This window comes from Micromonospora pattaloongensis, from assembly GCF_900107255.1.
GTDB classification, from domain to species: Bacteria; Actinomycetota; Actinomycetes; order Mycobacteriales; family Micromonosporaceae; genus Micromonospora_I; species Micromonospora_I pattaloongensis.
On record NZ_FNPH01000001.1, the window covers coordinates 500,497 to 524,100 of the forward strand.

Below are 23,604 nucleotides of genomic sequence, written 5' to 3' on the forward strand. Positions count from 1 at the left end.
TCCGGTTCGTGCCGGGGAAGGGCGGATCGCATGGCCACCTTGGCTGACGTCGCGCGGCGGGCAGGGGTGTCGCCCGCGACCGCCTCACGCATCATCAACGGCAGCAGCAAGCCGGTGACCGAGGCGCTTCGACAGCGCGTGCTCGCCGCCGTCGAGGAGCTGCAGTACGTGCCGAACGCGCACGCCCAGCTCCTGGCCCGCTCGCACCGCAGCACGGTGGGAGTCGTCGTCCACGACGTCTCCGACCCGTACTTCGCGGAGATCACCCGGGGGCTCCAGCGCGTCGCGACCGAGCACGGGCGCCTGGTGATGATCTGCAACAGCTACCGCGACCCGGACAAGGAGCTGCAGTACGTCGAGCTGCTCCGGGCCCACCAGGTCGCCGCGATCGTGCTGGCCGGTTCGGGCTACCACGACGACGCGTTCACCGAGACGATGAACAGCAAGCTACGGGTGTACGAGAGCACCGGCGGGCGGGCGGTCGTGATCGGGCGCCACGAGCACGCCGGCGACGCCGTGGTGCCCGACAACGAGATGGGCGGTTACCTGCTCGGCGCCGAGCTGTACGCGCTGGGGCACACGGAGATCGGCGTGGTGGCCGGGCCCAAGCTGCTCACCACCACCACCGACCGGATCGCCGGGCTGCGCCGCGCGGCGCGCGAGCACGGACACCGGCTCCCGGCCCGCCGCATCGTCTACGGCGACTTCGACCGGGACGGCGGCGCGTCGGCGGCGGCCGCGCTGCTCGACGCCGAGCCCGACATCACCGCTATCGCCGCGCTCAACGATCCGATGGCGATCGGCGTGCTGGCACTGCTGCGGGCCCGCGGCATCAGCGTGCCGGGCCGGATCAGCGTCACCGGCTTCGACGACATGCCGGTCGCCCGCGACGTCACCCCCGCCCTCACCACCGTCCGACTACCCCTGGCCGACATGGGGGCCCGCGCGATGACGCTCGCGCTGCAACCGCCGGCCGACGGGCGGCCGCCGCGGATCGAGGAGGTGGGCGCAGAGCTCGTCCGCCGGGAGAGCACCGGTCCCGCCCGCGACTGACCGGCCAGGTTGGTTGCAATCTGCTCGTACGCGTGTTCGAATAGTGGCCATGCGCTGGGACAACCTGTCGGCCCGACCCGATCCGTCGGCTCGGCCCGGCACGGACCTCCCCCCGAGGGCGGCGCCAGCGGCTCCACCCCTGCCGCTGGCGCTGCCCGGCGCGACCGTCCGCACCTTCGACACCCCCGGCTTCGCGGGCATGACGTTCTACGAGGTGCAGGCAAAGTCCATCATCAACCGCGTTCCCGGCGCGTCCCGCGTCCCTTTCGAGTGGACTATCAACCCTTATCGCGGGTGTTCTCATTCGTGCAGTTACTGCTTTGCGCGCAATACGCACACCTACCTCGATCTCGATGCCGGGCTCGACTTTGACAGCAAGATCGTCGTCAAGGTCAACGCGGGTGAGCTGGTGCGGCGGGAGTTGGCCGCGCCGAAATGGCGGGGCGCGCACATCGCGATGGGCACCAACGTCGACTGTTACCAGCGCGCCGAGGGGCGTTACCGGCTGATGCCGCAGATCATCTCCGCGCTGCGCGACTTCGCCAACCCGTTCTCGATCCTGACCAAGGGCACCCTGATCCTGCGCGATCTGGAGCTGCTCCGGCAGGCCGCCGAGGTGACCCGGGTCGGCATCTCGTTCTCGATCGGCTTCCTCGACGAGCGGATGTGGCGATCGGTGGAGGCGGGCACCCCGAGCCCGCGTCGGCGGCTCGATGCCGTGCGCGCGCTCACCGACGCCGGCTTCCGGGTCGGCGTGCTGATGGCGCCGATCCTGCCCGGGCTCACCGACACCGACGAGTCCATCGAGGAGACGGTCGCGTCGATCGCCGCCGCCGGGGCGGTCAGCATCACCCCACTGCCGCTGCACCTGCGCCCCGGCGCCCGCGAGTGGTACGCGGCCTGGCTCGGCCGGGAGTTCCCGCACCTCGTGCCGCACTACCGGGAGCTCTACCGGAGCGGGTCCTACCTGCCGCAGACCTACCAGCGCGAGCTCGTCGCGCGGGTCCGGATGGCCAGCCGGCGGCACGGGGTGCACCGCGCGGAGCCCGGCGAGGCGCGCCAGGTGCCGACCTCGCCGGAGGAGTCGCGGACCCTGCGCACCCGCCCGCACCGGCCCGTCGAGCCCGCCGGCGAGCAACTGACGCTGCTGTAGCCGCGGCTGCGGGGTTACAGTCGCGACGTGCGGACTCCACAGCAGATCCTGGCCGACTCGGCCGTCATCGCGGTCGTCGGTGCCTCCCGTGACCCGGGCAAGGCGGCACACAGCGTGCCGCTGCAGATGCAGCGGCACGGCTGGCGGGTGATCCCGATCAACCCGTACGCGGACGAGATCTTCGGCGAGCAGGTCTACCGGTCGCTGGCCGAGATCCCGCACCCCGTCGACCTGGTCAACGTGTTCCGCCCCGCGCAGGACGCCCTGCCCGTCGTCCGAGAGGCGGTGGCGATCGGCGCTCCGGCGATCTGGCTGCAGCTCGGCATCGTCTCCGCCGAGGCGCGTCGGATCGCGATGGAGGCCGGCATCGACTACGTGGAAGACCTGTGCCTGGCGGTCGAACGCGCCGTCGGCGGGCTGACCCGCCAGGCATAGGCCTCACCGTCCCCGCTCACCACCCCCGGTCGAGCAGGGGGATCCGCACCGCCGCCGTCGCCGATCGGGTGGTCGGCGCCGTCCCGCTGAAGGCGGTCAGCACCAGCTGCTCCAGCGCCGGCGACGGGTCTCCGCCCCACGGGTTGAGCGAGATCGCGAGCTGCGCTCCACCGTCCTCGGTGGTCAGCGCATAGGTCACATAGCCGGGAATGCCCCCGGTGTGGCCCCATAACATCGTGCCGGAGGGCAGCGGGACCCGGAAGATGCCGAGGCCGTACTCGAGCGGGCCGGCCAACTGCGTCGTCATCGCCCGCAGTTGGGCCGGGCGCAGCAGTCGTCCGGTCAACAGCGCGCGGTAGAACCGGTTGAGATCCGCGGCAGTAGAGATCATCTCGCCGGCGGCGCCGGCCACCGACGGGTTCATCGCCGTGATGTCCACCGGCTGGATCCCGCCGTCCCGCTCCACCGGCAGATAGCCGTGGGCGTGCGGGCCCGCGATGAACGGATCGGTGCCCGGAAGTTCGGTGCGCCACGCGCGCAGCGGACGCAGGATCCGCCGGGCGATCTCGTCGCCGTAGGCGCGCCGGGTGACTCGTTCGATCACGAGGCCGAGCAGGATGTAGTTGGTGTTGCAGTAGGACCAGGACGTGCCCGGCTCGAAGAGCAGCGGCTTGTCCGCGGCGAGCGCCACCAGGTCACGCGGGCGGTAGGTGCGGTAGCGGTCGCGGATGAAGTCCTCGATCCTCGACAACACCTCGTCGGTGTAGTTGTAGAGGCCGCTTCGGTGCTGCAGGAGGTGCCGAACGGTGATCCGGTCGCCGGCCGGGAGCGTCTTCGGCAGCCACCGCTCGACCGGATCGTCGAGACCGAGGCGGCCCTCCCCCACCAGCTGGAGCACCACCGTGGCGACGAAGGTCTTGGTGACGCTGCCGACCCGGAAGCGCCCGTCGGTCGGCACCGGTCGGGAGTGACCGAGCTCGGCGACTCCGCTGCCGCCCCGCCACACGCCGTCGCCGTCCCTCAACTCGGCCAACGCGCCCGACGCGCCGAGCGCCACCACGTCGTCGAGCGCCTGTTGCAGGGCATCACGACGGGGATGCGCCGCCGGCGCGGCGGCCGCGGACGTGCCGGTCACCGCGCCCGCGGTCAGCGCCACCGTCGCCGTGACGCCGGTCCGGAGCAGTAGTCGACGAGTAGTCATCAGACCTCCCGGGATCGAAGAATTGACATGCGCCAGCATGCCTGCTTCGCCCGGGCGGCGACTCCTGCCGAGGCAGGAGATCTACCCCTAGTTGGTCAGAGCTTGTACTGCTTGAGCAGACCCCGCGAAATGATCGTCTTCTGGATCTCCGAGGTGCCCTCGCCGATGAGCAGGAACGGCGCCTCCCGCATCAGGCGCTCGATCTCGTACTCCTTGGAGTAGCCGTATCCGCCGTGGATCCGGAACGCCTCCTGCACCACCTCGGCGCAGTACTCCGAGGCGAGCAGCTTCGCCATCCCGGCCTCGACGTCGTTGCGCTGGCCGGAGTCCTTCAGCCGCGCCGCGTTGACCATCAGGGCGTGCGCCGCTTCGATCTTCGTACCCATCTCGGCGAGCTTGAACGCGATGGCCTGGTGCCGGGCGAGCGGCGCCCCGAAGGTCTGGCGCTGCTGGGCGTACGCGACGGCGAGCTCGAAGGCGCGGATCGAGATCCCGCAGGCGCGGGCGGCGACGTTGACGCGGCCGACCTCGATGCCGTCCATCATCTGGTAGAAGCCGCGGCCCAGTCCCGCGTCCACCCCGCCGAGCACCGCGCTCTCCGGCACGGTCACCCCGTCGAGGACCATCTCGGTGGTCTCGACGCCCTTGTAGCCCATCTTGTCGATCTTGCCGGGGATGGTCAGCCCGGGCGCGGTCTCCCCGAAGCCCGGCTCCTTCTCCAGCAGGAACGTGGTCATGTTGCCGTAGACGGAGTCAGCCCCGAGATCGGTCTTCACGAGAGTCGCCACCACGGACGAGTACGCCCCGTTCGTCAGCCACATCTTCTGTCCGTTGAGGACGAAGTTGTCGCCGGAGCGGACCGCCTTGGTCCGGATCGCCGAGACGTCGGAGCCGCAGCCCGGCTCGGACATCGAGAACGCGCCCCGGACCTCCCCGGTGGCCATCCGCGGCAGCAGCGACTGCTTTTGCTCGGGCGAGCCATGCTGGGAGATGAGGTACGCGACGATGAAGTGGGTGTTGACGATGCCGGAGATCGACATCCAGCCCCGCGAGAGCTCCTCGACCACCAGGGCGTACGTCAGCAGCGACTCGCCCAGCCCGCCGTACTCCTCGGCGATGGTCAGCCCGAACAGGCCCATCTCCCGCATTCCGTCGATGATGTCCGCGGGATATTCGTCGGCGTGTTCGAGCCGCTGTGCGTGCGGAATGATCTCCTTGTCGGCAAACTCCCGTACGGTGTCGAGGATCGAGCGCTGGACCTCGGTCAATCCGGGTGTCTGGGCTAGGCGGGCCATGTTCAGCCTCCGGAGATCGGCGACGTACTGACGAGTAACTGAACGCTCGGTCAGTATCGACCCGCCGGCCGAGCGACGCCAAGGGAGCCGGTCGATACATCCGGTGTGAAAAGGTTCACCGAGGGCCGCTCGCGGTCCGCAACGTAGGAGGAAAGAAAGATGACCTACCCCTCGCCGGGCGGCAGCCCCGACCCGTACCAGCCGGGCGGCAGCCCCGACCCGTACCAGCCGGGCGGCAGCCCCGACCCGTACCAGCCGGGCGGCAGCCCCGACCCGTACCAGCCGGGCAACGACCCCTACCAGGCCCAGTCCCCGTACGGGCAGCCCGGGCCGCAGCAGGGCTACCCGCAAAACCCCTACGGCGCCCCCGGCTACCCGGTGCCCGGCGCGCAGCCGACCGGCACCAACACGATGGCGATCCTGTCGCTGGTCTTCGCGTTCGTCTTCTCGCCGGCCGGCATCGTCCTCGGCCACCTGGCCAAGAAGCAGATCCGGCAGACCGGTGAGCAGGGCGACCAGCTGGCCACCTGGGGCCTCGTGCTGAGCTACATCTTCACCGGATTCTCCGTGCTGGCCTGCTGCGGCTTCTTCGGGCTGGCCATGATCGGCGCTGCCGACCAGAACGTCTGAACCCCGCCGCGCTCAACGGAACTGGGCCTCGCGCACGCTGTTGCCACCGTCCACCACCAGCATCTGTCCGGTGATGTACGAGGCGGCGGGTGAGCAGAGGAAGGCGATGGCCGCCGCCACCTCGTCCGGGGTGCCGGGGCGGCCGATGGGCGTGCCGAGGCCCTGCTTGAGTTCCGCGACCGTGGACGCGGCGGTGTAGATGGTCCCGGGCGCGACGGCGTTGACGGTGACGCCGTCGGCCACCATCTCCATGGCGAGCGCCCGCGTCAGGCCGACCACCCCTGCCTTCGCCGCGGCGTAGGCCGCCTCGGTCGGCAGGGCGTTGACCGGACCGGCCGTGGCCGCCAGGTTCACGATCCGACCCCAGCCCCGCTCGGCCATCCCGCCGATGAACGCCCGGCTACACAGGAACGCGGTGGTCAGGTTCCGGTTGATCTCCGCCTGCCACTCGTCGAAGGTCAGCTGCGCGACCGGGCGCAGCACCTCGGGACTGGCCCGGCTCGCCAGCCCCGCGTTGTTGACCAGCACCTCCACGTCGCCCAGCTGCTCGACGATCGCGTCGGCGAGCGCGCCGACCTCCGCCTCATCGGTCAGATCCGCGACGAACCCCACCGCGCCCAACTCCGCGGCCCGCTCGTGGATCCGCCGGGTGGTGGACACGATCGCGACCCGCGCGCCCAGGGCACGCAGGCGCCGGGCGGTCGCGTAGCCGATGCCGTCGGGGCTGCCCGCCCCGGTCACGAGCGCGACCCGGCCGTCGAGGCGGAGCGTCACCGGGTCGTCCGCGGCGATGTCGTCGCGATCGCCGTTCGGGGCCGGGCGGGCGTCACCGCGAAGTGGACTGCCGGAGACCGCATCGGCGGGGGCGTCGAATTCCATGACCGAAATCCTGCCCCGCCGGGGCGTTCCGGGCAACGACGTGCGGCAGCGGGTCCGGCGTGGACCGGTGCGGGCCAGCGACCACTACCCTGTCGTGGCATCGCCGCCAACCCGAAAGAGACCTCATGACGCAGCCCGAGCAGCCCGGCCCCTGGAGCGCGCCCTCCGGGCCGGCCCAGCAGCCGACGGGTTCCCAGGATCCGACCTACCAGATGGCCGCGCAGCCGACCACGGAGCAGCCGCTGCCGGGACCGCCGCCGGTCGGACAGCCGGGACACGGCCAGTTCCCGCCGGCGGGCTACGCCCCGCCCGCGCCCGGATACCCGCCCTACGGCTACCCGGTCATGGCCGCGCCACCGAGCAACGGCCTTTCGATCGCGTCGCTGGTGGTGTCGATCGTCGGCATCGTCGGGCTCTGCGGGTACGGCCTCGGCGGATATCTGGGGATCGCGGGCGCGGTCCTGGGGCATGTCTCGCGCCGGCAGATCCGCACCCGCGCACAGCTCGGGCAGCCCGAGAGCGGCGACGGCATGGCGCTCGCCGGCATCATCATGGGCTGGATCGCCACCGTCGTGGCCGTACTGGCCACCGCAGCCCTCGTGATCTTCTTCGTCTGGTTGGCCAACCAGGAGCCGTCCGGGTTCAGCGAGGAGTACTGATCGCGCCCGGCCGAGCGCGCCGACGTGAACCGGCCCCGGCATGCCGCCAGGGCCGGTTGCGCGTACCGCCGATCAGCCCTGCGGCGGGGTGAAGCGGGAGGTCCGGCTCATGCCGGCGGCGCGGCCCTTGGCCGCGATCACCAACGCCATCTTGCGGGACGCCTCGTCGATCATCTCGTCGCCGAGCATGACGGCGCCGAGCCGGCCCCCCGCCTCCGAGGTGTAGTGCTCGTACGCGTCCAGGATCAGCTCCGCGTGGTCGTAGTCCTCCTGCGCCGGGGAGTAGACCTCGTTCGCCGCGTCGATCTGGCCCGGGTGCAGCACCCACTTGCCGTCGAAGCCGAGCGCGGCGGAAAGCTTCGCCACCTCGCGGAAACCGTCGACGTCGCGGATCTGCAGGAACGGCCCGTCGATGGCCTGCTTGTCGTGCATCCGCGCGGCCATCAGGATCCGCATCAGGATGTAGTGGTAGGGGTCGCCGGGGTAGTCGGGGTGCAGCGCGCCGACCGCGAGCGACTTCATGTTGATCGAGGCCATGAAGTCGGCCGGCCCGAAGATGATGGTCTCGACCCGGGGCGAGGCCGCCGCGATCGCGTCCACGTTGACCAGTCCGGCCGCGTTCTCGATCTGCGCCTCGATGCCGATCCGCCCCACCGGCAGGCCGAGCGTCTTCTCGATCTGGGTGAGCGTGAGATCCAGCCACTCGACGTGCCCGGCGGTCTGCACCTTCGGCAGCATGATGCAGTCCAGGTTCTCGCCGGCACCCTCGACCACCTCGACCACGTCCCGGTACGTCCAGGCGGTGGTCATGTCGTTGACCCGGACGACCCGCGTCTTGCCGCCCCAGTCGCCCTCGTTCAGCGCGGCCACGATGTTCTTGCGCGCCTCCGGCTTGGCCAACGGCGCGACGGCGTCCTCAAGGTCGAGGAAGACCTGGTCCGCGGGGAGTCCCTGGGCCTTGTCGAGCATCTTGACGCTTGAGCCGGGCACCGCGAGGCACGACCGGCGGGGGCGACCAACTGCGGCCATCGGGGGCTCCCATCTGAGGTGTCGCCGGGCTGGACGTCAGCCCGGCTTAGGGATCGATAAGGCGTTGTTACGCCACGGTAGCCTCGGCGCATGACCGGCGAGAACCAACCTGTGGAAGATCTCACTGAGCGTGGCGTCGGGGGACCTTCGGAGCGCCGGCGGGTGACCGTGGTGACCGGCGCCAGCTCGGGGATCGGGCTCGCGGCCGCGATCGAGCTGGCGCGCCGGGGCGACGAGGTGGTGCTGGTCGGGCGCGACCCGGCCCGCCTGGGCGCGGCCGCCGACGAGGTACGCGACGCCAGCGGCGCGCGACCGGCGACGTACCGGGCGGACTTCGCGGTGCTGGACACGGTGCGGACGCTCGCCGACGAGCTGCGCACGGCCTACGACCGGATCGACGTGCTCGCCAACAACGCGGGGGCAATCGTGCTCCGGCCGACCACGACGGTCGACGGTTTCGAGTTGTCGATGCAGGCCAACCATCTCGCGCCGTTCCTGCTCAGCTGCCTGCTCCACGACCGGGTGGGCCGGATCGTGGTGACCGCCTCCGCGGCGCACCGCAGCGGCGCGCTCGACCCGGCCGACCTGTCCCGACAGCTCGGGGGTTACCGCGCGATGCGGGCGTACGGCACGAGCAAGCAGGCGAACATCCTCTTCGCCGCCGAGGCGGCGCGGCGCTGGCCGCGGCTGTTCACCGCGTCGTTCCATCCCGGCGTGGTGCGCACCCGGTTCGCCGCCGACAGCCGGCTGGTCGCCCTGGGCATGCGGCTGGCCCCCTTCCTGCGGACCCCCGCGAAGGGGGCGGAGACCCTGGTGTGGCTCGCGCACACCGACACCGCACGGCTGACCAGCGGGGGCTACTACGTCGACCGCCGGCAGCGGGCGCCGCTGCGGCACGCCGCCGACCCGGCGCTGGCCGCCCGCCTCTGGGAGGCCAGCGAGCGCGCGGTCGGGCTGGCGTCGTAACGGCTCCTGCCCGACGCCTCAGGCCGCGACCCGCTCCGGCTGCGGGGGCAGCGGCGGCGGCACCGTGCGCCGGCCGATCCGGGCGCCGCCGATCACGACGATCGCGACGCCGACGAGCAGCAGCGCCAACCCCGGCAGCGCCGCCGGCCGGGGCGTCTGCCCGAGCCAGAGCCAGCCGAGCACGGCCGCGCCGGGCACCTCGAGCAGGATCAGCACGCTGACGGTGGTGGCCGAGACCCGGTGCAGCGCGTAGTTGAACATCGAGTGCCCGAGCAGCTGCGCGCCGACCACCAGACCGAGGATCGCCAGCCAGGTCGCGTCGTCGAAGCCGACCAGCCGCACCCCGCCGATCAGGCAGCCGACCAGCAGGACCGCGGCGCAGACGCCGTAGCAGATCGTGGTGTACGTCGTCGTGCTGACCGCGGTCCGGGCGCGCTCGCCGAACGCGGTGTAGATCGCCGCCGTCACCGCTCCGGCCAGCGCGAGGAGGTCACCCGTGAAGGCCTGTCCGGAGACGGCGAAGTCCGCCCCGGTGGCGACCACCGCGCCGACGACCGCCACCCCGATGCCGACCCAGGTCACCGGGCGCAGCCGCTTGCCCTGCCAGAGTGCGATGAAGCCCTGCCACACGGGCTGGGTCGCGACCAGCGCGGTCGCGGTCGCCACCGAGGTGAGCTTGGCACTCGGCGTCCAGGTGGCGAAGTGCGCGGCGAGCGCGAGGCCGGCGAGCACGCAGTAGCGGCCCTGCCGCCGGTGGGCGCCCGTGAACAGCGCCCGGAGTTCGGCGCGGCGACGCAGCAGCGTGACCGGGGCGAGCCCGCCCGCCGCGACGGCGTTGCGCCAGAACGCGATCGCCAGCGCCGGCGCGGCGGCGTACGCGATCAGGGGGCCGGAGGACGAGACCGCCGCGACGGCGAGCGCGAGCGCGCCGGTTGTCAGCGGATCGAGTGACACCCGGTGGGGTGACGGTGGGTGGGCCTTCGGCACGTAATCATCCTGCCTGGTCGCTTGTTGCATACATCTCACGCACGATCATCCACCGGGTGATGTACGCACCGTGATCAGCTCGATACGCTCGCCCGATCCTCGCCCATCCCCGGAGGCTGATCCGCCTTGCCCTCATACCGAGCGGTGCTCTTCGACTTCTTCGGCACTCTGACCCGCGCGGTGACCCGGGGGCCCACCCACGTCGAGATCGCCCGGATGCTGGGATGCGATCCCGGCGCGGTCGTCGAGGTGCTGGACCGGTCCTTCCACGCCCGCGCGCGCGGCCGGTACGGGTCGGCGGAGCAGACGCTCGGCTGGATCGCGCGGCAGGCGGGGGCGAGCCCGTCCGCGGAGGCGTTGGCGGCGGCGGCCGCGGCGCGGGTCGAGGCGCTGCGCGCGGACACGGCGTTGCGCCCGGACGCCGTAGCGACGCTGCGCGGGCTGCGCCGGCGCGGTCTGCGCACCGCCGTGGTCAGCGACTGCACCCACGAACTGCCGGTGCTGCTGCCCGCGCTGCCGGTCGCGCCGCTGCTCGACGCGCAGGTCTATTCGATCGAGGTCGGACACTGCAAGCCGGATCCGGCGATCTATCTGGAGGCGTGCGCGCGACTCGGCGTGCCCCCGGAGCGCTGCCTGTACGTCGGCGACGGCGGCAGCCGCGAGTTGACCGGCGCGGCCGCGGTCGGCATGACCCCCGTACGCCTGACCGCGCCGGACCTCGCCGACCACCTGGTGTTCGACCCGGACGCCGAGTGGCGCGGCGCGGCCGTCGCCACGCTCAGCGAGACCGTGGAGCTGGTCGACCGCTTCCCCGCGCTGGTCTGACGCACGCCGCACGCCGGGCGCCCGGCGGCGCGCGCCACGGTGCGGCAGGATGCAGGACGTGACTGACGAGGCTGCCTCGGCGCTGACCGACGAGGCGATCAAGAAGGCCGCCGTCGCGTGGATCGCGGTCGGTGACGCTCCGGCGCTCGGGCTCTGGTGCCTCCCCCTGGAGGGTGCGCTGCACGTGGTGAGCGGGCCGGGCGAGCAGTCGGCGCCGGGGCTGGCCGGGGCCGCCGCGGCGACCGTGACGCTGCGCGGCGATCACGGCGGGCGGATCGTGACCTGGCCGGCGACCGTCACCCGGATCCTGCCCGGCACCGAGGAGTGGTCGACGCTCGCCCCGCAGCTCGCGACGAAGCGGCTCAACGCGCCGGGGTCCGCGGCCGAGCTGGTCGAGCGCTGGGTGTCCACCGGCTGCGCGCTGAACCGGCTCGCCCCCGCCGGCGCGCCGCTGGCCGCGCCCGGCTCCCTGCCGGACGACCCGCTCGCCGCGCCGCCCCGCGACACCCCCGCGGTACGCCGTCCGAAGAAGCCGTTCCGGCTGCACCGGGTCCGCCGCCGCTGACCGGCCGGGAAGGACCCCTGCCGGCGCGGAATCCGCTGACAGGGGCACCTAGCCGACAAAGGGCGGCACGACGATCTCGCCCCGGGCGATCGGCACCACGTGGCCGGCCACGGTGGCGCCGACCGCCACCCCGCCCGCCGCGGTCACGGTGCAGCTCAGCACGGACGGACGGTGGATCTCGGTGCCCTGGTGCACCACGTACGACGAGCGGCCCTCGGCCGGGAGCAGTCCGCTGGCCACCGCCCACACCCCCAGGCCGAGCGCGGCCGACCCGGTCGCCGGGTCCTCGGGCACGCCGACCCCCGGACAGAAGACCCGGGCGTGGACCGTGTGATCCGCCGCGTTCCAGGCGAAGACGCTGACCTTGGGCACGCCGGCCCGCGCGGCCGCCGCCGGATCCACCACGGCCCGGGCGACTGCGTCGGGACGCACGGACAGGTACGGACACTCCAGGCCGCAGCCGGCCTGCCGCGGCGGCGGGCCCGCGTAGTCCTCCGCGCTGAGCCCGACGATCCCCAGCAGCACCGCCGGGTCCAGCTCCGGCCCGACGGTCGGGGTGCCACCCGTCAGCGCGGCCCTGCCGTCGGCCGTCACCTCGATCGGCAGCAGGCCCGCCCCGCACTCCTGCACGACCTCGCCCGGCGCGCACTGGCCGCGGCGCACCACCGTCGCCGCGGCGCCGACGCTGGGGTGCCCCGCGAACGGCAGTTCACGCCCCGGAGTGAAAATCCGCGCCCGGTAGCTCGCCGCACCCTGCGTCGCGGGCAGCACGAACACCGTCTCGGAGAGGTTGAACTCGCGGGCGATCGCCTGCAGCTGCTCCGCGGCCAGCGCCTCGGCGCCGAAGACGACGGCGAGGGGATTGCCCGCGAACGGCCGGTCGGTGAACACGTCCACGATCTCGTAGGCCAAGGTCGACATGGTCCCTAACCCTAGGCCCTTACGCTTGACCGGTGACCACGGCGAACAGGGTGTACATCGCGAGACTAGCGGGAGTCGCCGTTTTCGACCCCAATGGCGACCACATCGGACGGGTCCGGGACGCCGTCGCGCGCCTGCGCGCCACCAACCGACCGCCCCAGGTCGTCGGCCTGGTCGCCGAGATGCCGATGCGTCGACGGATCTTCCTGCCCATCACCCGGGTCACCTCGATCGACTCCGGCGCGGTCGTCCTCGGCACCGGAACGCTCAACCTGCGGCGCTTCGAGAAGCGCACCAGCGAGCTGCTGGTCCTGGAGGACCTGCTGGACCGGCGGGTCACGATCGACCAGCTCGACCGGCCCGGCACCGTGGTGGACGTGGCGATGGAGCGCAGCCGCCGCGGCGAGTGGTCGCTGATCCGCCTCGCGGTCCGCGAGCAGACCGGGCGGCTGAGCCGGCGCGGCCACCTGCACCAGCTGGACTGGGACCGGGTACGCGGGCTGCTCGGGCCGTCCGAGACGCAGGGGACGGCGAACCTGCTGGCGGTGCTGGACACGATGCGCCCGGCCGACCTCGCGAACGCGCTGCAGGACCTGCCCGACCGGCGCCGCGACGAGGTGGCCGCGGCGCTCGACGACGAGCGCCTCGCCGACGTGCTGCAGGAGCTCCCCGAGCATGACCAGGTGGAGATCCTGGCCGCGGTGGGACGGGAGCGCGCCGCCGACGTGCTGGAGCAGATGGACCCCGACGACGCCGCCGACCTGCTCGCCGAGCTGCCCCACCCCGAGCAGCAGGTGCTGCTGGACCTGATGGAGCCCGACGAGGCGGACCCGGTGCGGCAGCTGCTGAAGTACAGCCCCGGCACGGCCGGCAGCGTCATGACGTCGGAGCCGGTCATCCTCACCCCGGACACCACGGTCGCCGAGGCGCTCGCCCGGATCCGCGAGCCGCAGCTCTCCCCCGCGGTCGCCGCGCAGGTCTTCGTCGCCCGCCCGCCGATGGCGACACCCACCGGCACGTACCTCGGCATGGTGCACTTCCAGCGGCTCCTGCGCGAGCCCCCGGCCGAGATCCTCGGCGGCGTGGTCGACAACGACATCGATCCGCTCCAGCCCACCACGCCACTGCCCGAGATCACCCGGAGGATGGCGACGTACGACATGGTCGCGATGCCCGTCGTCGACGCCACCAACCGGCTGGTCGGGGCGGTCACCGTCGACGACGTCCTCGACCACTCGCTGCCGCGCGACTGGCGGGACCGGGATGCGCCCCTGCGGGCCGTCCCCGGCACGACGGCCGGGAGAGCGTAATGGCCGACCAGGCCCGCGAAGCCCGGCTCGACCAGCCCAGGGAACCCCGCGGGGTACGGCTGCCCCGGATCAGCGGGGAGTCGTTCGGGCACTTCGCCGAGGCGTTCGCCCGGTTCATGGGGACGCCGCAGTTCATCGCGTACATGACGATCTTCGTGATCGTCTGGATCGTGCTGAACCTCGCCGGCATCTTCGGGCTGCATTGGGACCCGTACCCGTTCATCCTGCTCAACCTGTTCTTCAGCACCCAGGCGTCCTACGCCGCGCCGCTGATCCTGCTCGCGCAGAACCGCCAGGCCGACCGCGACCGGTTCGCCGTGGAGGAGGACCGGCGGCGGGCCACCGCGCAGAAGGCGGACACCGAGTATCTCGCGCGGGAGATCGCGGCGCTGCGGATCGCGCTGGGCGAGGTCGCCACCCGCGACTTCCTCCGGTCCGAGCTGAGCCGGCTGGCGGAGGAGCTGGACGAGGTGGCCCAGCGGCGGCAGCGACTGGAGGCGCGGCAGCGGGAGCGGCGGCACGCCGGCCAGCGGGCGGAGAGCAGCCGGTTCGACGAGCCGTACGAGGGCCCGGAGACCGACTAGCGGAAAAATTATCGCCGCGCGCCTCAAGGGGCTAGGCGCGCGGCGTTCTACAACGATCGTTGCACCCGGGGCGGTACGGCGTCCAGCCCCAAATAAACTTTCCTGAACACACCGCGTGACCGGAGCGCGTCCCTCATAATCCCGCATCGATTGGCTCACACGGGTCCTGGTGAGCGGCGGTCGCCCCCGGCGGGCGACGTAGCATAGCGGTCATGTCAGCACCCGTGAGCACCATGGAGGACGCGCTCCAGGCCGCCCTCGCCACCGTCGACGACCCGGAGATCCGCCGCCCCATCACCGAGCTGGGCATGGTGCGCTCCGCCGAGATCGGCGCCGACGGCGTCGTACGCGTCGAGCTGTTGCTCACCGTTGCCGGCTGTCCGCTGAAGGACAAGCTGCGCGCCGACATCACCCGTGCGGTGGGCGGCGTGGCCGGGGTCACGGGCGTCGAGATCGAGTTCGGCGTGATGAGCCCCGAGCAGCGCCAGTCGCTCCAGAGCAAGCTGCGCGGCGGCGGCGCCACCGAGGAGCCGGTGATCCCGTTCGCGCAGCCCGGCTCGCGGACCCGCGTCTACGCGGTGGCGAGCGGCAAGGGGGGCGTCGGCAAGTCGAGCGTCACGGTGAACCTCGCGGCCGCGCTGGCCGCGCGCGGTCTGGCCGTCGGCGTGATCGACGCCGACATCTACGGCCACTCGGTGCCCCGGATGCTCGGCGCGGAGGGCCGCCCGACCCGGGTGGAAGACATGATCATGCCGCCGCAGGCGCACGGCGTGAAGGTGATCTCCATCGGCATGTTCACCGCCGACAACGCCGCGGTCGTGTGGCGTGGCCCGATGCTGCACCGCGCTCTGCAGCAGTTCCTCGCCGACGTCTACTGGGGCGACCTCGACGTCCTGCTGCTCGACCTGCCGCCGGGCACCGGCGATGTCGCCATCTCGCTGGCGCAGCTGCTGCCCAACGCCGAGATCCTCGTGGTCACCACCCCGCAGACCGCGGCCGCCGAGGTCGCGGAGCGGGCCGGCGCGATCGCGTTGCAGACCCACCAGCGCCTCGTCGGCGTGGTCGAGAACATGTCCTGGCTGGAGCTGCCGAACGGCGAGCGGATGGAGATCTTCGGCGCCGGCGGCGGGGCCGCGGTCTCCGAGTCGCTGACCCGGCTCATCGGCGCCCAGGTGCCGCTGCTCGGGCAGATCCCGCTCGACACCCGGGTCCGCGAGGCGGGCGACAGCGGGACCCCGATCGTGCTGGCCGAACCGACCGCGCCGGCGGCGGTGGCGCTCAACGGTGTCGCCGAGCGGCTGGCGGTCCGCCGCGAGTCGCTGCTCGGCAAGTCGCTCGGCCTGCGTCCCGCCGGCCGCTGACGACCGACACCCCGACACGTCGGCGATCCGCCACCGGCCCCGGCCGGTGGCGGATCGTCGCTTTCGCCGACGCGTTGTTCAGCGACTACGGCGCTGCGGGCCGGACGTCAGGTGGCGTCGTGGTCGAAGGTCTGCGGGCGGGTGGTGATCGCGGAGCCACCGTCGTGGGCGCCGCCCACCGGCGCGCCGCCGGAGCGGGGGGCGGAGCGGAGGTCCGCCGCCGAGGCGACGTCCTTCAGCTCGTCGTGCACCCCGGTCAGATCCGACCGGACGTTGTCGTACAGCCCCTGCAGCGGCTTGCGGAGCGCCTCTTCGTCTTCCTCGCTGATCAGGTGCTTGCGGATGAACGCCTTCGGGTGCAGGTCCTCAATCCGGATGTCCGTCCCGAGCTCCCGGCTCAGGTCCGTCGTCGCGTTGTTCGCCATGTTGCGCAGGTTGCGCACCATGCGCAGGCCGTCGGAGATCACCGCGGGGAGCCGGTCCCCGAAGATCAGCAACGCGACGAGCAGGAGACCTCCGATCTCCCACCAGTTGAGGTTCTCGAACATGGCCCGCCTCCCTGTGCCGTCCGCGCAAGAGTACGCACGTCACGGGCCTTGTCGGCAAGGGGCCGTCCGGGTGGTTACTTGGCGTCCGCCGCCAGGGTCACCGAGCTCCGCTGCACCGCGCTCCCCCGCCGGTACTCCACCGTCACCACCGCACCGGGCGGATATTTCCGAACCAGCGCGATGAGATCGGTCGCCTCGGCCAGCGGACGTCCGTCGATCTTGAGCACCACGTCCCCGGCCCGCAGACCCCCGCCGGCCGCAGGACCGCCCGCCGTGACGGCGGAGAGCCGTACGCCGGATCCGGAGGCGCGACCGGCGTCGGTCACCTGGGCCCCGATCACCGTGCGCCGGGCCTTGCCGGTGTCGATGATGTCCCGGGTGACGCGCTTGGCCTGGTTGATCGGGATCGCGAACGCCAGCCCGATGTTGCCGGCCTGCTGCTCGTCGACGGCGAGCGACTTGATCACCGAGTTGACCCCGACGACCCGTCCGGCCGCGTCCACCAGCGGCCCGCCGGAGTTGCCCTGGTTGACCGCGGCATCGGTCTGGATCGCGGCGTAGTAGCGGACCTGACCGCCGGGCTCGCCGGCCTGGATGGTCCGGTCGAGGGCGCTGACGATCCCGGCCGTGACCGTGTTGGCCAGCGCCAGCGGCGAACCGAAGGCCAGCACCGGATCACCGACGGCGATCGCGTCCGAATCGCCGAACTCGACCGGGACGAGCCCACCACGGCTGACCTTGATCACCGCGAGGTCGGACTCCGGATCCTTGCCGACCACCTTCGCCGACGCCGTCGAGCCGTCACTGAAGACCACGGTCGCGGCACCCGAGCTGCCGGCCGCCTCGACAACGTGGTCGTTCGTGATGACGTAACCGTCGGCGGTGGCCACGAACCCGGAGCCGACGCTGGCGCCGACGCCGCCGTTGACTCGGACGGTGACGACGCTGGGCCGTACCCGCTCGGCGACCCCGGCCAATGAGTCGGCCGGGCGCTTGGCCAGCGCCGGAGGCTCGGCGGCGACCGCGCCGAGCGCGCCGCCGGGCCCGAGCCCGCCGCGCAGCGCGAGCGCGTACCCGAGACCGCCGCCGAGGGCGCCGGCGAGCAGCGCGGTCACGAGCGCGACGACGAAGACCGGGCCGAGGCGGCGCGGCGACGGCGCGTCCGGGTCGACGACCGGCTCCGGAACGGCGCCCGCGTCGGGCGGCGGGGTCGACACCACGATCGCGGCCGGCGTGCGCGGGTCGCGCCACGGATCGTTGCGGGCGTCGGACCACCAGGGCGAGGAGCCGGCGCTCGCGCCACCACCCGCCGGGGCCGGCGGGCCGCCCGACGGCGGCGGGTACGCCGGCACGGTCCCGTCGGGCTGGCGCCAATTCCAGCCGTCGGTCACGTCTGCTGCCTCCCAGTCCGTCCCCTGCAGCGCCGTGCGGAGCGGGTCCGACGACGGCGCTGGCGCTTCCAGGATCGCACGGATAATCGAAGAGCATTCAGCGGTTGTCCAAGGCGTGGTCGCGGGTGACGTTTCGTGGATCCGCCGCCGGGAGAAGGCGAGGCGGGACCGGTTCGGATGACCGGCTCCGGAAATCGATCAACAATGGGCGTTTGCGGCCGATGTCACGGCTGCCGGTACGCCCGCCTCACCTCTACGCTCATACCGGAAACCGCCGCCCCGACCCCGCTGGAGGTGCACCATCGGCACCGTCGCCAGATCCGCCGTCAGCCCGACGACCGCGCAGACACTCCACTTCGCGGAGACGTACGTCGCCGAGGACATCGTCCTGCAGACCGCGCGCGGGCTCGCCCGGGAGTTCGGCCTGGAGGCCGTCACGCCGGGCGCGGGTTCGACGCTGCGGCTGCTCGCCGCCGCCGGCAGCGCACGGGCGGTCGTGGAGATCGGCACGGGCACCGGCGTGAGCGGGGTGTGGCTGCTGCGCGGCATGCGCGAGGACGGGGTTCTGACGACGATCGACGTGGAGAACGAGCACCAACGTATCGCCCGGCGCATCTTCGTCGAGGCCGGATTCGCGCCGTCGCGCACCCGGATCATCACCGGCCGCGCCCTCGACGTGCTGCCCCGGCTCGCCGACGGCGCGTACGACATGGTCTTCGTCGACGCCGACAACGCCGAATACGGCGCCTGCGTGGACGCCGCGCGGCGGCTGCTGCGTCCCGGCGGGGTGCTCGCGCTCAGCGGCGCGCTGGCCGGCGGGCGGATCGCGGATCCGGCCGCGCGCGACGTCGACACGGTGACCGTCCGCGAGGTGATCAAGGCGGTGCGGGAGTCGGACGAGTGGGTGCCGGCGCTGCTGCCCTCCGGCGACGGGCTGCTCGTCGCGGTCAGGAAGTAGCCGGCGGCACGAGCGTCGGCAGCCAGCGCAGCAGCGTGCGCACGCCCCAGCCGGTGGCGCCGCGGGTGAGTTCCCCGTCGTTGCCGTCCGCCCAGGACGGCGCGGACATGTCCACGTGCACCCACCGGTCGCGCAGCTCGCCCGTGAACTCCCGCAGGTACAGCGCCGCGGTCACCGAGCCCGCGCCCCGGTCCGGCGCGCTGTACAGGTCGGCGAGTTCGCTGCCGAGGTACTCCACGTAGTCGGCGGGCAGCGGCATCCGCCAGGCCGACTCGCCCGCCGCCGCGCCGGCCGCGAGCACCGCCCGCGCCAACTCGTCGTTGTCGCTGTACAGCGCCGCGGTGCGCTTGCCGAGCGCGACCGCGTTCGCGCCGGTGAGCGTCGCGAGGTCGATCAGGAGGTCGGGCGCGAGCCGCTGCACCGCGTAGCCGAGCGCGTCGGCGAGCACGAGTCGCCCCTCGGCGTCGGAGTTGGTGGTTTCGCTGGTGACCCCGGTGTAGTGCCGGATCACGTCGCCGGGACGGAACGCGGAGCCGCTCACCATGTTCTCGGCGAGCGGCGCGAGCGCGGTCACCCGTACGGGCAGCCGCAGCGCGGCGGCGCCGATGGTGGCCGCGACGACGGCGGCGGCGCCGCCCATGTCCTTGCGCATCAGCTTCATCGCGTCGCGCGGCTTGATCGAGATGCCGCCGGTGTCGAAGGTGATGCCCTTGCCGACCAGCACCACGTGCGGGGTGGCGTCGGTGGCGCCCTCCGGCCGCCAGGCCAGCTCGACCAACCGGGGCCCGTGTGCCGATCCGCCGCCGACGGCGAGGATCCCCCCGAAGCCCTCCGCGGCGAGTTGGGCCGGCTCGCGGACGCCGACGGTGAGCCCGGGATGCTCGGCGGCGGCCGCGGAGACCCGGTCGGCGAACCACGCGGGGCTCTTCAGCGAGGAGGGGGTGTTGGTGAGGTCGCGGGCGAGCCGGGTGGCCCGGGCGGTGGCCCGCGCGTCCGCCAGCGCCACCTCGTACGGGGCGGTGTCGGAGACCGCCACCAGCACCTCGCCCCCGTCGATCGGGTCCGGCTCGACGCCCGGCATCCGGTACCGGTACGACGCCAGCCACAGCCCCTCGGCGAGCCCGCGCACGGCCTCGGCGGGGGCATCGGCGGGCATCGCTATCGTGATCGAAGTCTCACCACCGCGACACCCCGCGAGGGCGGCGCCGGCGGCCCGCCACCCGGCCTCGTCGCCCGCGCCGATCCCGACCAGCAGCAGCCGGGACGGGGTGCGCAGAGGGCGGGGCAGCGCCTGCACGGCGCCGGGCGCGCCGGGGCGCTCGGTCGCGCGGGCCAGCGCGCCCGCCTCGGCGAACGCGTCGTCGGGCGCCCGCAGCGCGGTGACCGCCGGGACCGGCGGGTCGGCGTCGGTGCCGACCGGCAGCACCAGGGTGCCGGGCATGGCCGGATCCACCACGAGACGGATGGCGAGCACCGACGCACCTCCCGGAGATCTTCGGCGTTTCCGGCACCATAGCCGGCCCGCCGGCACGGCATCTGCCGTACCGGCGGGCCGGTCACACCCTCGTACGGCCCCGCCCGCGCAGCGCAGCGACGGACCGCACCAGCTCTCAGCCGGCGGCGGCCTTCAGCGCGTCACCGAGCGCGTTGGCCTCGTCGGGAGTCATTTCGACGACGAGCCGGCCACCACCCTCCAGCGGAACCCGCATGACGATGCCCCGGCCCTCCTTGGTGACCTCCAGCGGACCGTCGCCCGTCCGCGGCTTCATCGCCGCCATGTTGTCTCCCCTCAGACTTACATCAGGGCCGCGGGCAGCCCCGCAGCCGCTTCGTCAGCCTCACCGCGCTCACGGCCCGCGGTGCCGAGCAACGATTTTCCCTGATGAACACCGCTTGACCCAAACCGAGCCTGGATTGATGTGACAAGATCTAGCTTATCTTGCGGCGGGCTGTCACAATGACCCGTCATGCAGGCACGGTCGGCGCTCTTCGACCTGTACGGCGACCACCTCCGGCCCCGCGGTGGTCGCGCACCCGTTGCCGCCCTGGTCAGACTGCTCGCGCCGCTCGGCATCGCGCCCCCGGCGGTCCGCACCGCAGTATCGCGCATGGTCCGCCAGGGCTGGCTGCACCCACTCCGACTCGCCGCCGGACCGGGCTACCTGCTCACCCCGAAAGCCGCCCGTCGGCTCGACGAGGCGGCCGCCCGGATCTACCGCACCGGCAAGATCGGCTGGGACAACCGGTTCGATCTACTCGTCCTCGACGCGCCCCCGTCCCGGCGGGAACGGCAGCGTCTCGGCGCCAACCTGGCGTACCTCGGATACGGCATGCTCGACGAGCGCACCTGGGTGGCGACCCGACCGGGCGAGGACGTCGACGGGCTGCTCACCGAGGCCGGGGTGCGCTACGAACGGTTCACCGCCACGCACGCCGCCGGCACGCCGGGCGCGATGGGGGTGGTGCGGCGGGCCTGGGACCTCGCCGAGATCGCCGCGGCGTACGAACGCTTCGTGGAGTCGCAACGCCCGCTGCTGTCGCAGATCACCACCCGCAGCAGCGACGAGGACGCGTACGCGGCGCGGTTCCGCCTCGTGCACGATTGGCGCAGCTTCCTCTTCCGCGACCCCCAGCTTCCGCCGGCGCTGCTCCCGGAGCGCTGGCCCGGCACCAGCGCCGCGGCGTTCTTCGACCGGCACGCCGCGCGGCTCCGGCCGGCCGCCGACCGTTTCGTCGACCAGTGCCTCGACGCCTGCAGTCGAGCCGTCAAACAGAGAGGGTCCCACCAGTGACCGAACCGCTGCTCATCGACCGCACCGACGCGGTCGTCACCCTCACCCTCAACCGGCCGGAGTCGATGAACTCGCTGGACGTGGCGTTGAAGGAGGCGCTGCGCGACACGATCGCGGCGCTGGCGACGGATCGGTCCTGCCGCGCCGTGGTGCTCGCCGGCGCCGGTCGCGGATTCTGCGTCGGACAGGACCTGCGGGAGCACGTGGCCACGCTGGAGGCACCGAGCGTCGATCCGCTCGGCACCGTGCAGCGGCACTACAACCCGATCGCGGCGGGCCTGGCGGACCTGCCGAAGCCGGTCGTCGCCGCCGTCCGCGGCATGGCGGCCGGGGCGGGCGCCTCGCTGGCGTTCCTCTCCGACTTCCGGATCGGCGGACCGGGCACGAAGTTCCTGATGGCGTTCGCGAACGTCGGCCTCGCCGCCGACACCGGGGCGTCCTGGTCGCTGCCCCGGCTGGTCGGCCACGCCAAGGCCATCGAGCTGCTGATGCTCGCCGAGCCGGTCGGCGCCGACGAGGCGTACCGGTTGGGCCTGCTGACCCGGCTGGTCGACGACGACGCGCTGGTGCTGCCGGCCGCGCAGGAGCTGGCGGCACGGCTCGCCGCCGGGCCCACGGTGGCGTACGGCGCGATCAAGCGACAGCTCTCGATCGGCGACGCCGGAACGCTGTCGGAGGCGCTGGCCGCGGAGGCGCAGGCGCAGGCGATCTGCGGCGTCACCGCCGACCACCGCAACGCCACCGCGGCCTTCGTCAACAAGGAGAAGCCGGTCTACCAGGGGCGGTGACGGGCGCCCTCGCCCCGACGCGCCAGCGGTCAGTCCTCGTCCTCCTCGGGGTCGAGGTTGGCCTCGTCGCCGAGCACGAACGCCTGCATCGCGAGCTCGTCGCCCGACGGCGAGACGAACGCGGGCAGCTCGCGGGGGCCCAGCTCCATCACGTACGACCAGAACAGCCGGACGGCCTCGGCCGGCGACGGCGCCTCGATCGGCAGGTCGATGCTGACCAGCCAGGTCGTCTTCTCGGGCAGCGGCGCGAGCCGGCCGGCGAAGTCCCGGAAGGTGACCGGGTCGAGGCGGGTCAGCAGCCCGTCGACGGTGAGGCCGTCGGCCGGCAGCGGCTCGTCGAACGCGCGCCGGGTGTACGTGAGCACGAGCGTGCCGTCGTCGGGGCGCGGCTCGCCGCCGTCGGGCCCCTCGCGCCCGTCGTAGTCCACCGCCACCCGCGCCAACGCGACCACGACCGGGGCCTCGCCGTCGGTCACCACCAGCACCTCGTCGCCGGGGGCGGGCCGCGGCCCGTCCGCCAGGCCGGTCAGCTCCAGGGTGTCGTGGTGGAAGAGACGTTCGGCCTCGTAACGGCGCCCCGGGATGACGACCGCCCAGGCGCCCACGGCCGCTCGCTGTTGCTGGTCGCCGGTGCGGGGCGCCGGCGCACCGAGCTGGCTGATGTCGCTCATGGTGTCATCCCATCACGGCCTCCGCCGGCCGCTGCACGTGGCAGCCGGCCAGATGGTCGTCGACCATGCCGGTCGCCTGCATCAGCGCGTACGCCGTGGTGGGGCCCACGAACCGGAAGCCGCGCTTCTTCAGCTCCTTGGCCAGCGCGGTCGACTCGGGGGTGAGCGCCGGGACCTCCGCGAACGAGGCCGGGCGCCGCGCGCGGGGCGCCGGTGCGTACGACCACAGCAGTGTGGCCAGGCCGTCGGGCAGCTCCAGCGCCGCCCGGGCGTTGGCGACCGCCGCCTCGATCTTGGCCCGGTTGCGGACGATGCCGGCGTCGGCGAGCAGCCGCGCGACGTCGGCCTCCCCGTAGCCGGCCACCGCCCCGATGCGGAACCCGTCGAAGGCCGCCCGGAACGCCTCCCGCTTGCGCAGGATGGTCAGCCAGGAGAGCCCGGACTGGAACGCCTCCAGCGTCAGCCGCTCGTAGAGCGCGTCGTCGCCGCGCAGCGGCCGCCCCCACTCCTCGTCGTGGTAGATCGCATAGTCCGGCGTGCTCGCGCCCCACCCGCAGCGCGCCAGGCCGTCGGCCCCGATGAGCAGATCAGTCACGCGGCAAC

General features: G+C 72.9%; 26 protein-coding genes. 14 read left to right on the forward strand and 12 right to left on the reverse strand.

Annotated features, from left to right (window positions below):
- Positions 1-30: 30 nt before the first annotated feature.
- From BLW47_RS02470 to BLW47_RS02480, 3 genes are read left to right on the forward strand one after another with little or no spacing between them, the layout of a single operon-like run.
- A complete protein-coding gene (locus BLW47_RS02470) occupies positions 31-1,053 on the forward strand; it encodes a LacI family DNA-binding transcriptional regulator (RefSeq protein WP_091550833.1) in 1,023 nt (340 codons plus the stop codon).
- Positions 1,054-1,102: 49 nt separating this feature from the next.
- Positions 1,103-2,206: an Rv2578c family radical SAM protein gene (locus BLW47_RS02475; RefSeq protein ID WP_091550835.1), complete on the forward strand. Its 1,104-nt coding sequence runs from the start codon at positions 1,103-1,105 to the stop codon at positions 2,204-2,206.
- A 27-nt stretch (positions 2,207-2,233) separates the two neighbouring features.
- Positions 2,234-2,641 (forward strand): CoA-binding protein, encoded by a 408-nt coding sequence (locus BLW47_RS02480; RefSeq protein ID WP_091550838.1) that lies wholly within the window; start codon positions 2,234-2,236, stop codon positions 2,639-2,641.
- A 16-nt stretch (positions 2,642-2,657) separates the two neighbouring features.
- On the opposite strand, the gene BLW47_RS02485 is transcribed toward BLW47_RS02480, so the two are convergent.
- Together BLW47_RS02485 and BLW47_RS02490 are read right to left on the reverse strand one after the other, a co-directional pair.
- Entirely contained in the window at positions 2,658-3,842 is a 1,185-nt protein-coding gene (locus BLW47_RS02485; protein ID WP_091550841.1) for a serine hydrolase domain-containing protein, read from the reverse strand.
- A 95-nt stretch (positions 3,843-3,937) separates the two neighbouring features.
- A complete protein-coding gene (locus tag BLW47_RS02490) occupies positions 3,938-5,137 on the reverse strand; it encodes an acyl-CoA dehydrogenase family protein (protein ID WP_091550843.1) in 1,200 nt (399 codons plus the stop codon).
- Between the two features lie 159 nt (positions 5,138-5,296).
- Here BLW47_RS02490 and BLW47_RS02495 point away from each other — a divergent pair, with 159 nt between their 5' ends.
- Complete coding sequence (locus tag BLW47_RS02495; protein ID WP_091550845.1) at positions 5,297-5,767, forward strand: DUF4190 domain-containing protein; 471 nt, start codon at positions 5,297-5,299, stop codon at positions 5,765-5,767.
- 12 nt (positions 5,768-5,779) lie between these two features.
- Here the strand turns inward: BLW47_RS02495 and BLW47_RS02500 are convergent, their stop codons facing one another.
- Positions 5,780-6,646 (reverse strand): SDR family NAD(P)-dependent oxidoreductase, encoded by an 867-nt coding sequence (locus BLW47_RS02500; RefSeq protein ID WP_175543472.1) that lies wholly within the window; start codon positions 6,644-6,646, stop codon positions 5,780-5,782.
- 125 nt (positions 6,647-6,771) lie between these two features.
- On the opposite strand from BLW47_RS02500, the gene BLW47_RS02505 reads away from it, so the two are divergent.
- Positions 6,772-7,305, forward strand: a complete 534-nt coding sequence (locus BLW47_RS02505; protein ID WP_091550850.1) for a DUF4190 domain-containing protein — start codon at positions 6,772-6,774, stop codon at positions 7,303-7,305.
- Between the two features lie 72 nt (positions 7,306-7,377).
- On the opposite strand, the gene BLW47_RS02510 is transcribed toward BLW47_RS02505, so the two are convergent.
- Positions 7,378-8,334 (reverse strand): HpcH/HpaI aldolase/citrate lyase family protein, encoded by a 957-nt coding sequence (locus tag BLW47_RS02510; protein ID WP_091550852.1) that lies wholly within the window; start codon positions 8,332-8,334, stop codon positions 7,378-7,380.
- 111 nt (positions 8,335-8,445) lie between these two features.
- On the opposite strand from BLW47_RS02510, the gene BLW47_RS02515 reads away from it, so the two are divergent.
- The gene (locus BLW47_RS02515) at positions 8,446-9,300 is read left to right on the forward strand and encodes an SDR family NAD(P)-dependent oxidoreductase (RefSeq protein ID WP_425435336.1); all 855 of its coding nucleotides are present in this window, start codon (positions 8,446-8,448) and stop codon (positions 9,298-9,300) included.
- Between the two features lie 18 nt (positions 9,301-9,318).
- Here the strand turns inward: BLW47_RS02515 and BLW47_RS02520 are convergent, their stop codons facing one another.
- The gene (locus BLW47_RS02520; RefSeq protein ID WP_245736291.1) at positions 9,319-10,287 is read right to left on the reverse strand and encodes a DMT family transporter; all 969 of its coding nucleotides are present in this window, start codon (positions 10,285-10,287) and stop codon (positions 9,319-9,321) included.
- A gap of 126 nt (positions 10,288-10,413) precedes the next feature.
- On the opposite strand from BLW47_RS02520, the gene BLW47_RS02525 reads away from it, so the two are divergent.
- Together BLW47_RS02525 and BLW47_RS02530 are read left to right on the forward strand one after the other, a co-directional pair.
- The gene (locus BLW47_RS02525; protein WP_091550860.1) at positions 10,414-11,112 is read left to right on the forward strand and encodes an HAD family hydrolase; all 699 of its coding nucleotides are present in this window, start codon (positions 10,414-10,416) and stop codon (positions 11,110-11,112) included.
- Positions 11,113-11,161: 49 nt separating this feature from the next.
- Positions 11,162-11,677, forward strand: a complete 516-nt coding sequence (locus BLW47_RS02530) for a hypothetical protein (protein ID WP_091550862.1) — start codon at positions 11,162-11,164, stop codon at positions 11,675-11,677.
- Between the two features lie 48 nt (positions 11,678-11,725).
- On the opposite strand, the gene BLW47_RS02535 is transcribed toward BLW47_RS02530, so the two are convergent.
- Positions 11,726-12,598: a PhzF family phenazine biosynthesis protein gene (locus tag BLW47_RS02535; RefSeq protein ID WP_091550865.1), complete on the reverse strand. Its 873-nt coding sequence runs from the start codon at positions 12,596-12,598 to the stop codon at positions 11,726-11,728.
- Positions 12,599-12,630: 32 nt separating this feature from the next.
- Here BLW47_RS02535 and BLW47_RS02540 point away from each other — a divergent pair, with 32 nt between their 5' ends.
- From BLW47_RS02540 to BLW47_RS02550, 3 genes are all read left to right on the forward strand, one after another.
- On the forward strand, positions 12,631-13,908 hold the full coding sequence (locus BLW47_RS02540) for a magnesium transporter MgtE N-terminal domain-containing protein (RefSeq protein WP_091550867.1): 1,278 nt from the start codon (positions 12,631-12,633) through the stop codon (positions 13,906-13,908).
- The gene (locus BLW47_RS02545) at positions 13,908-14,492 is read left to right on the forward strand and encodes a DUF1003 domain-containing protein (RefSeq protein ID WP_091550870.1); all 585 of its coding nucleotides are present in this window, start codon (positions 13,908-13,910) and stop codon (positions 14,490-14,492) included. Before BLW47_RS02540 ends, BLW47_RS02545 begins: the two co-directional genes overlap by 1 nt.
- Before the next feature lie 212 nt (positions 14,493-14,704).
- A complete protein-coding gene (locus tag BLW47_RS02550) occupies positions 14,705-15,853 on the forward strand; it encodes an Mrp/NBP35 family ATP-binding protein (RefSeq protein ID WP_091550871.1) in 1,149 nt (382 codons plus the stop codon).
- Between the two features lie 107 nt (positions 15,854-15,960).
- On the opposite strand, the gene BLW47_RS02555 is transcribed toward BLW47_RS02550, so the two are convergent.
- Entirely contained in the window at positions 15,961-16,401 is a 441-nt protein-coding gene (locus BLW47_RS02555) for a twin-arginine translocase TatA/TatE family subunit (RefSeq protein WP_091550873.1), read from the reverse strand.
- Positions 16,402-16,475: 74 nt separating this feature from the next.
- Positions 16,476-17,792, reverse strand: coding sequence for a S1C family serine protease (locus BLW47_RS02560; protein ID WP_091550876.1), 1,317 nt, complete (start codon positions 17,790-17,792; stop codon positions 16,476-16,478).
- Positions 17,793-18,174: 382 nt separating this feature from the next.
- Between BLW47_RS02560 and BLW47_RS02565 the strand changes: the two genes are divergently transcribed.
- Positions 18,175-18,750, forward strand: a complete 576-nt coding sequence (locus tag BLW47_RS02565) for an O-methyltransferase (protein ID WP_245736414.1) — start codon at positions 18,175-18,177, stop codon at positions 18,748-18,750.
- Here the strand turns inward: BLW47_RS02565 and BLW47_RS02570 are convergent.
- Together BLW47_RS02570 and BLW47_RS02575 are read right to left on the reverse strand one after the other, a co-directional pair.
- A complete protein-coding gene (locus tag BLW47_RS02570) occupies positions 18,740-20,224 on the reverse strand; it encodes a leucyl aminopeptidase family protein (protein WP_245736293.1) in 1,485 nt (494 codons plus the stop codon). The genes BLW47_RS02565 and BLW47_RS02570 overlap by 11 nt on opposite strands.
- A 136-nt stretch (positions 20,225-20,360) precedes the next feature.
- Positions 20,361-20,528: a DUF3117 domain-containing protein gene (locus BLW47_RS02575; protein WP_007455245.1), complete on the reverse strand. Its 168-nt coding sequence runs from the start codon at positions 20,526-20,528 to the stop codon at positions 20,361-20,363.
- A gap of 189 nt (positions 20,529-20,717) precedes the next feature.
- Here BLW47_RS02575 and BLW47_RS02580 point away from each other — a divergent pair, with 189 nt between their 5' ends.
- Together BLW47_RS02580 and BLW47_RS02585 are read left to right on the forward strand one after the other, a co-directional pair.
- Positions 20,718-21,542 carry a PaaX family transcriptional regulator gene (locus tag BLW47_RS02580; protein ID WP_091550880.1) on the forward strand — a complete coding sequence of 275 codons (825 nt, stop codon included), beginning with the start codon at positions 20,718-20,720 and terminating at the stop codon, positions 21,540-21,542.
- Entirely contained in the window at positions 21,539-22,330 is a 792-nt protein-coding gene (locus BLW47_RS02585; protein WP_091550883.1) for an enoyl-CoA hydratase-related protein, read from the forward strand. The genes BLW47_RS02580 and BLW47_RS02585 overlap by 4 nt, the downstream gene beginning before the upstream one ends.
- Before the next feature lie 29 nt (positions 22,331-22,359).
- On the opposite strand, the gene BLW47_RS02590 is transcribed toward BLW47_RS02585, so the two are convergent.
- Together BLW47_RS02590 and BLW47_RS02595 are read right to left on the reverse strand one after the other, a co-directional pair.
- Entirely contained in the window at positions 22,360-23,001 is a 642-nt protein-coding gene (locus tag BLW47_RS02590) for a hypothetical protein (RefSeq protein ID WP_245736294.1), read from the reverse strand.
- Between the two features lie 4 nt (positions 23,002-23,005).
- Positions 23,006-23,596 (reverse strand): DNA-3-methyladenine glycosylase I, encoded by a 591-nt coding sequence (locus BLW47_RS02595; protein ID WP_091550885.1) that lies wholly within the window; start codon positions 23,594-23,596, stop codon positions 23,006-23,008.
- Positions 23,597-23,604 lie beyond the last annotated feature (8 nt).

Coding starts and splice junctions, on each gene's coding strand:
- BLW47_RS02470 (WP_091550833.1), top strand. CDS start 31: ATGGCCACCTTGGCTGACGTCGCGCGGCGGGCAGGGGTGTCGCCCGCG.
- BLW47_RS02475 (WP_091550835.1), top strand. CDS start 1,103: ATGCGCTGGGACAACCTGTCGGCCCGACCCGATCCGTCGGCTCGGCCC.
- BLW47_RS02485 (WP_091550841.1), bottom strand. CDS start 3,842: ATGACTACTCGTCGACTACTGCTCCGGACCGGCGTCACGGCGACGGTG.
- BLW47_RS02490 (WP_091550843.1), bottom strand. CDS start 5,137: ATGGCCCGCCTAGCCCAGACACCCGGATTGACCGAGGTCCAGCGCTCG.
- BLW47_RS02495 (WP_091550845.1), top strand. CDS start 5,297: ATGACCTACCCCTCGCCGGGCGGCAGCCCCGACCCGTACCAGCCGGGC.
- BLW47_RS02500 (WP_175543472.1), bottom strand. CDS start 6,646: ATGGAATTCGACGCCCCCGCCGATGCGGTCTCCGGCAGTCCACTTCGC.
- BLW47_RS02505 (WP_091550850.1), top strand. CDS start 6,772: ATGACGCAGCCCGAGCAGCCCGGCCCCTGGAGCGCGCCCTCCGGGCCG.
- BLW47_RS02510 (WP_091550852.1), bottom strand. CDS start 8,334: ATGGCCGCAGTTGGTCGCCCCCGCCGGTCGTGCCTCGCGGTGCCCGGC.
- BLW47_RS02530 (WP_091550862.1), top strand. CDS start 11,162: ATGCAGGACGTGACTGACGAGGCTGCCTCGGCGCTGACCGACGAGGCG.
- BLW47_RS02535 (WP_091550865.1), bottom strand. CDS start 12,598: ATGTCGACCTTGGCCTACGAGATCGTGGACGTGTTCACCGACCGGCCG.
- BLW47_RS02545 (WP_091550870.1), top strand. CDS start 13,908: ATGGCCGACCAGGCCCGCGAAGCCCGGCTCGACCAGCCCAGGGAACCC.
- BLW47_RS02550 (WP_091550871.1), top strand. CDS start 14,705: ATGTCAGCACCCGTGAGCACCATGGAGGACGCGCTCCAGGCCGCCCTC.
- BLW47_RS02555 (WP_091550873.1), bottom strand. CDS start 16,401: ATGTTCGAGAACCTCAACTGGTGGGAGATCGGAGGTCTCCTGCTCGTC.
- BLW47_RS02575 (WP_007455245.1), bottom strand. CDS start 20,528: ATGGCGGCGATGAAGCCGCGGACGGGCGACGGTCCGCTGGAGGTCACC.
- BLW47_RS02580 (WP_091550880.1), top strand. CDS start 20,718: ATGCAGGCACGGTCGGCGCTCTTCGACCTGTACGGCGACCACCTCCGG.
- BLW47_RS02590 (WP_245736294.1), bottom strand. CDS start 23,001: ATGAGCGACATCAGCCAGCTCGGTGCGCCGGCGCCCCGCACCGGCGAC.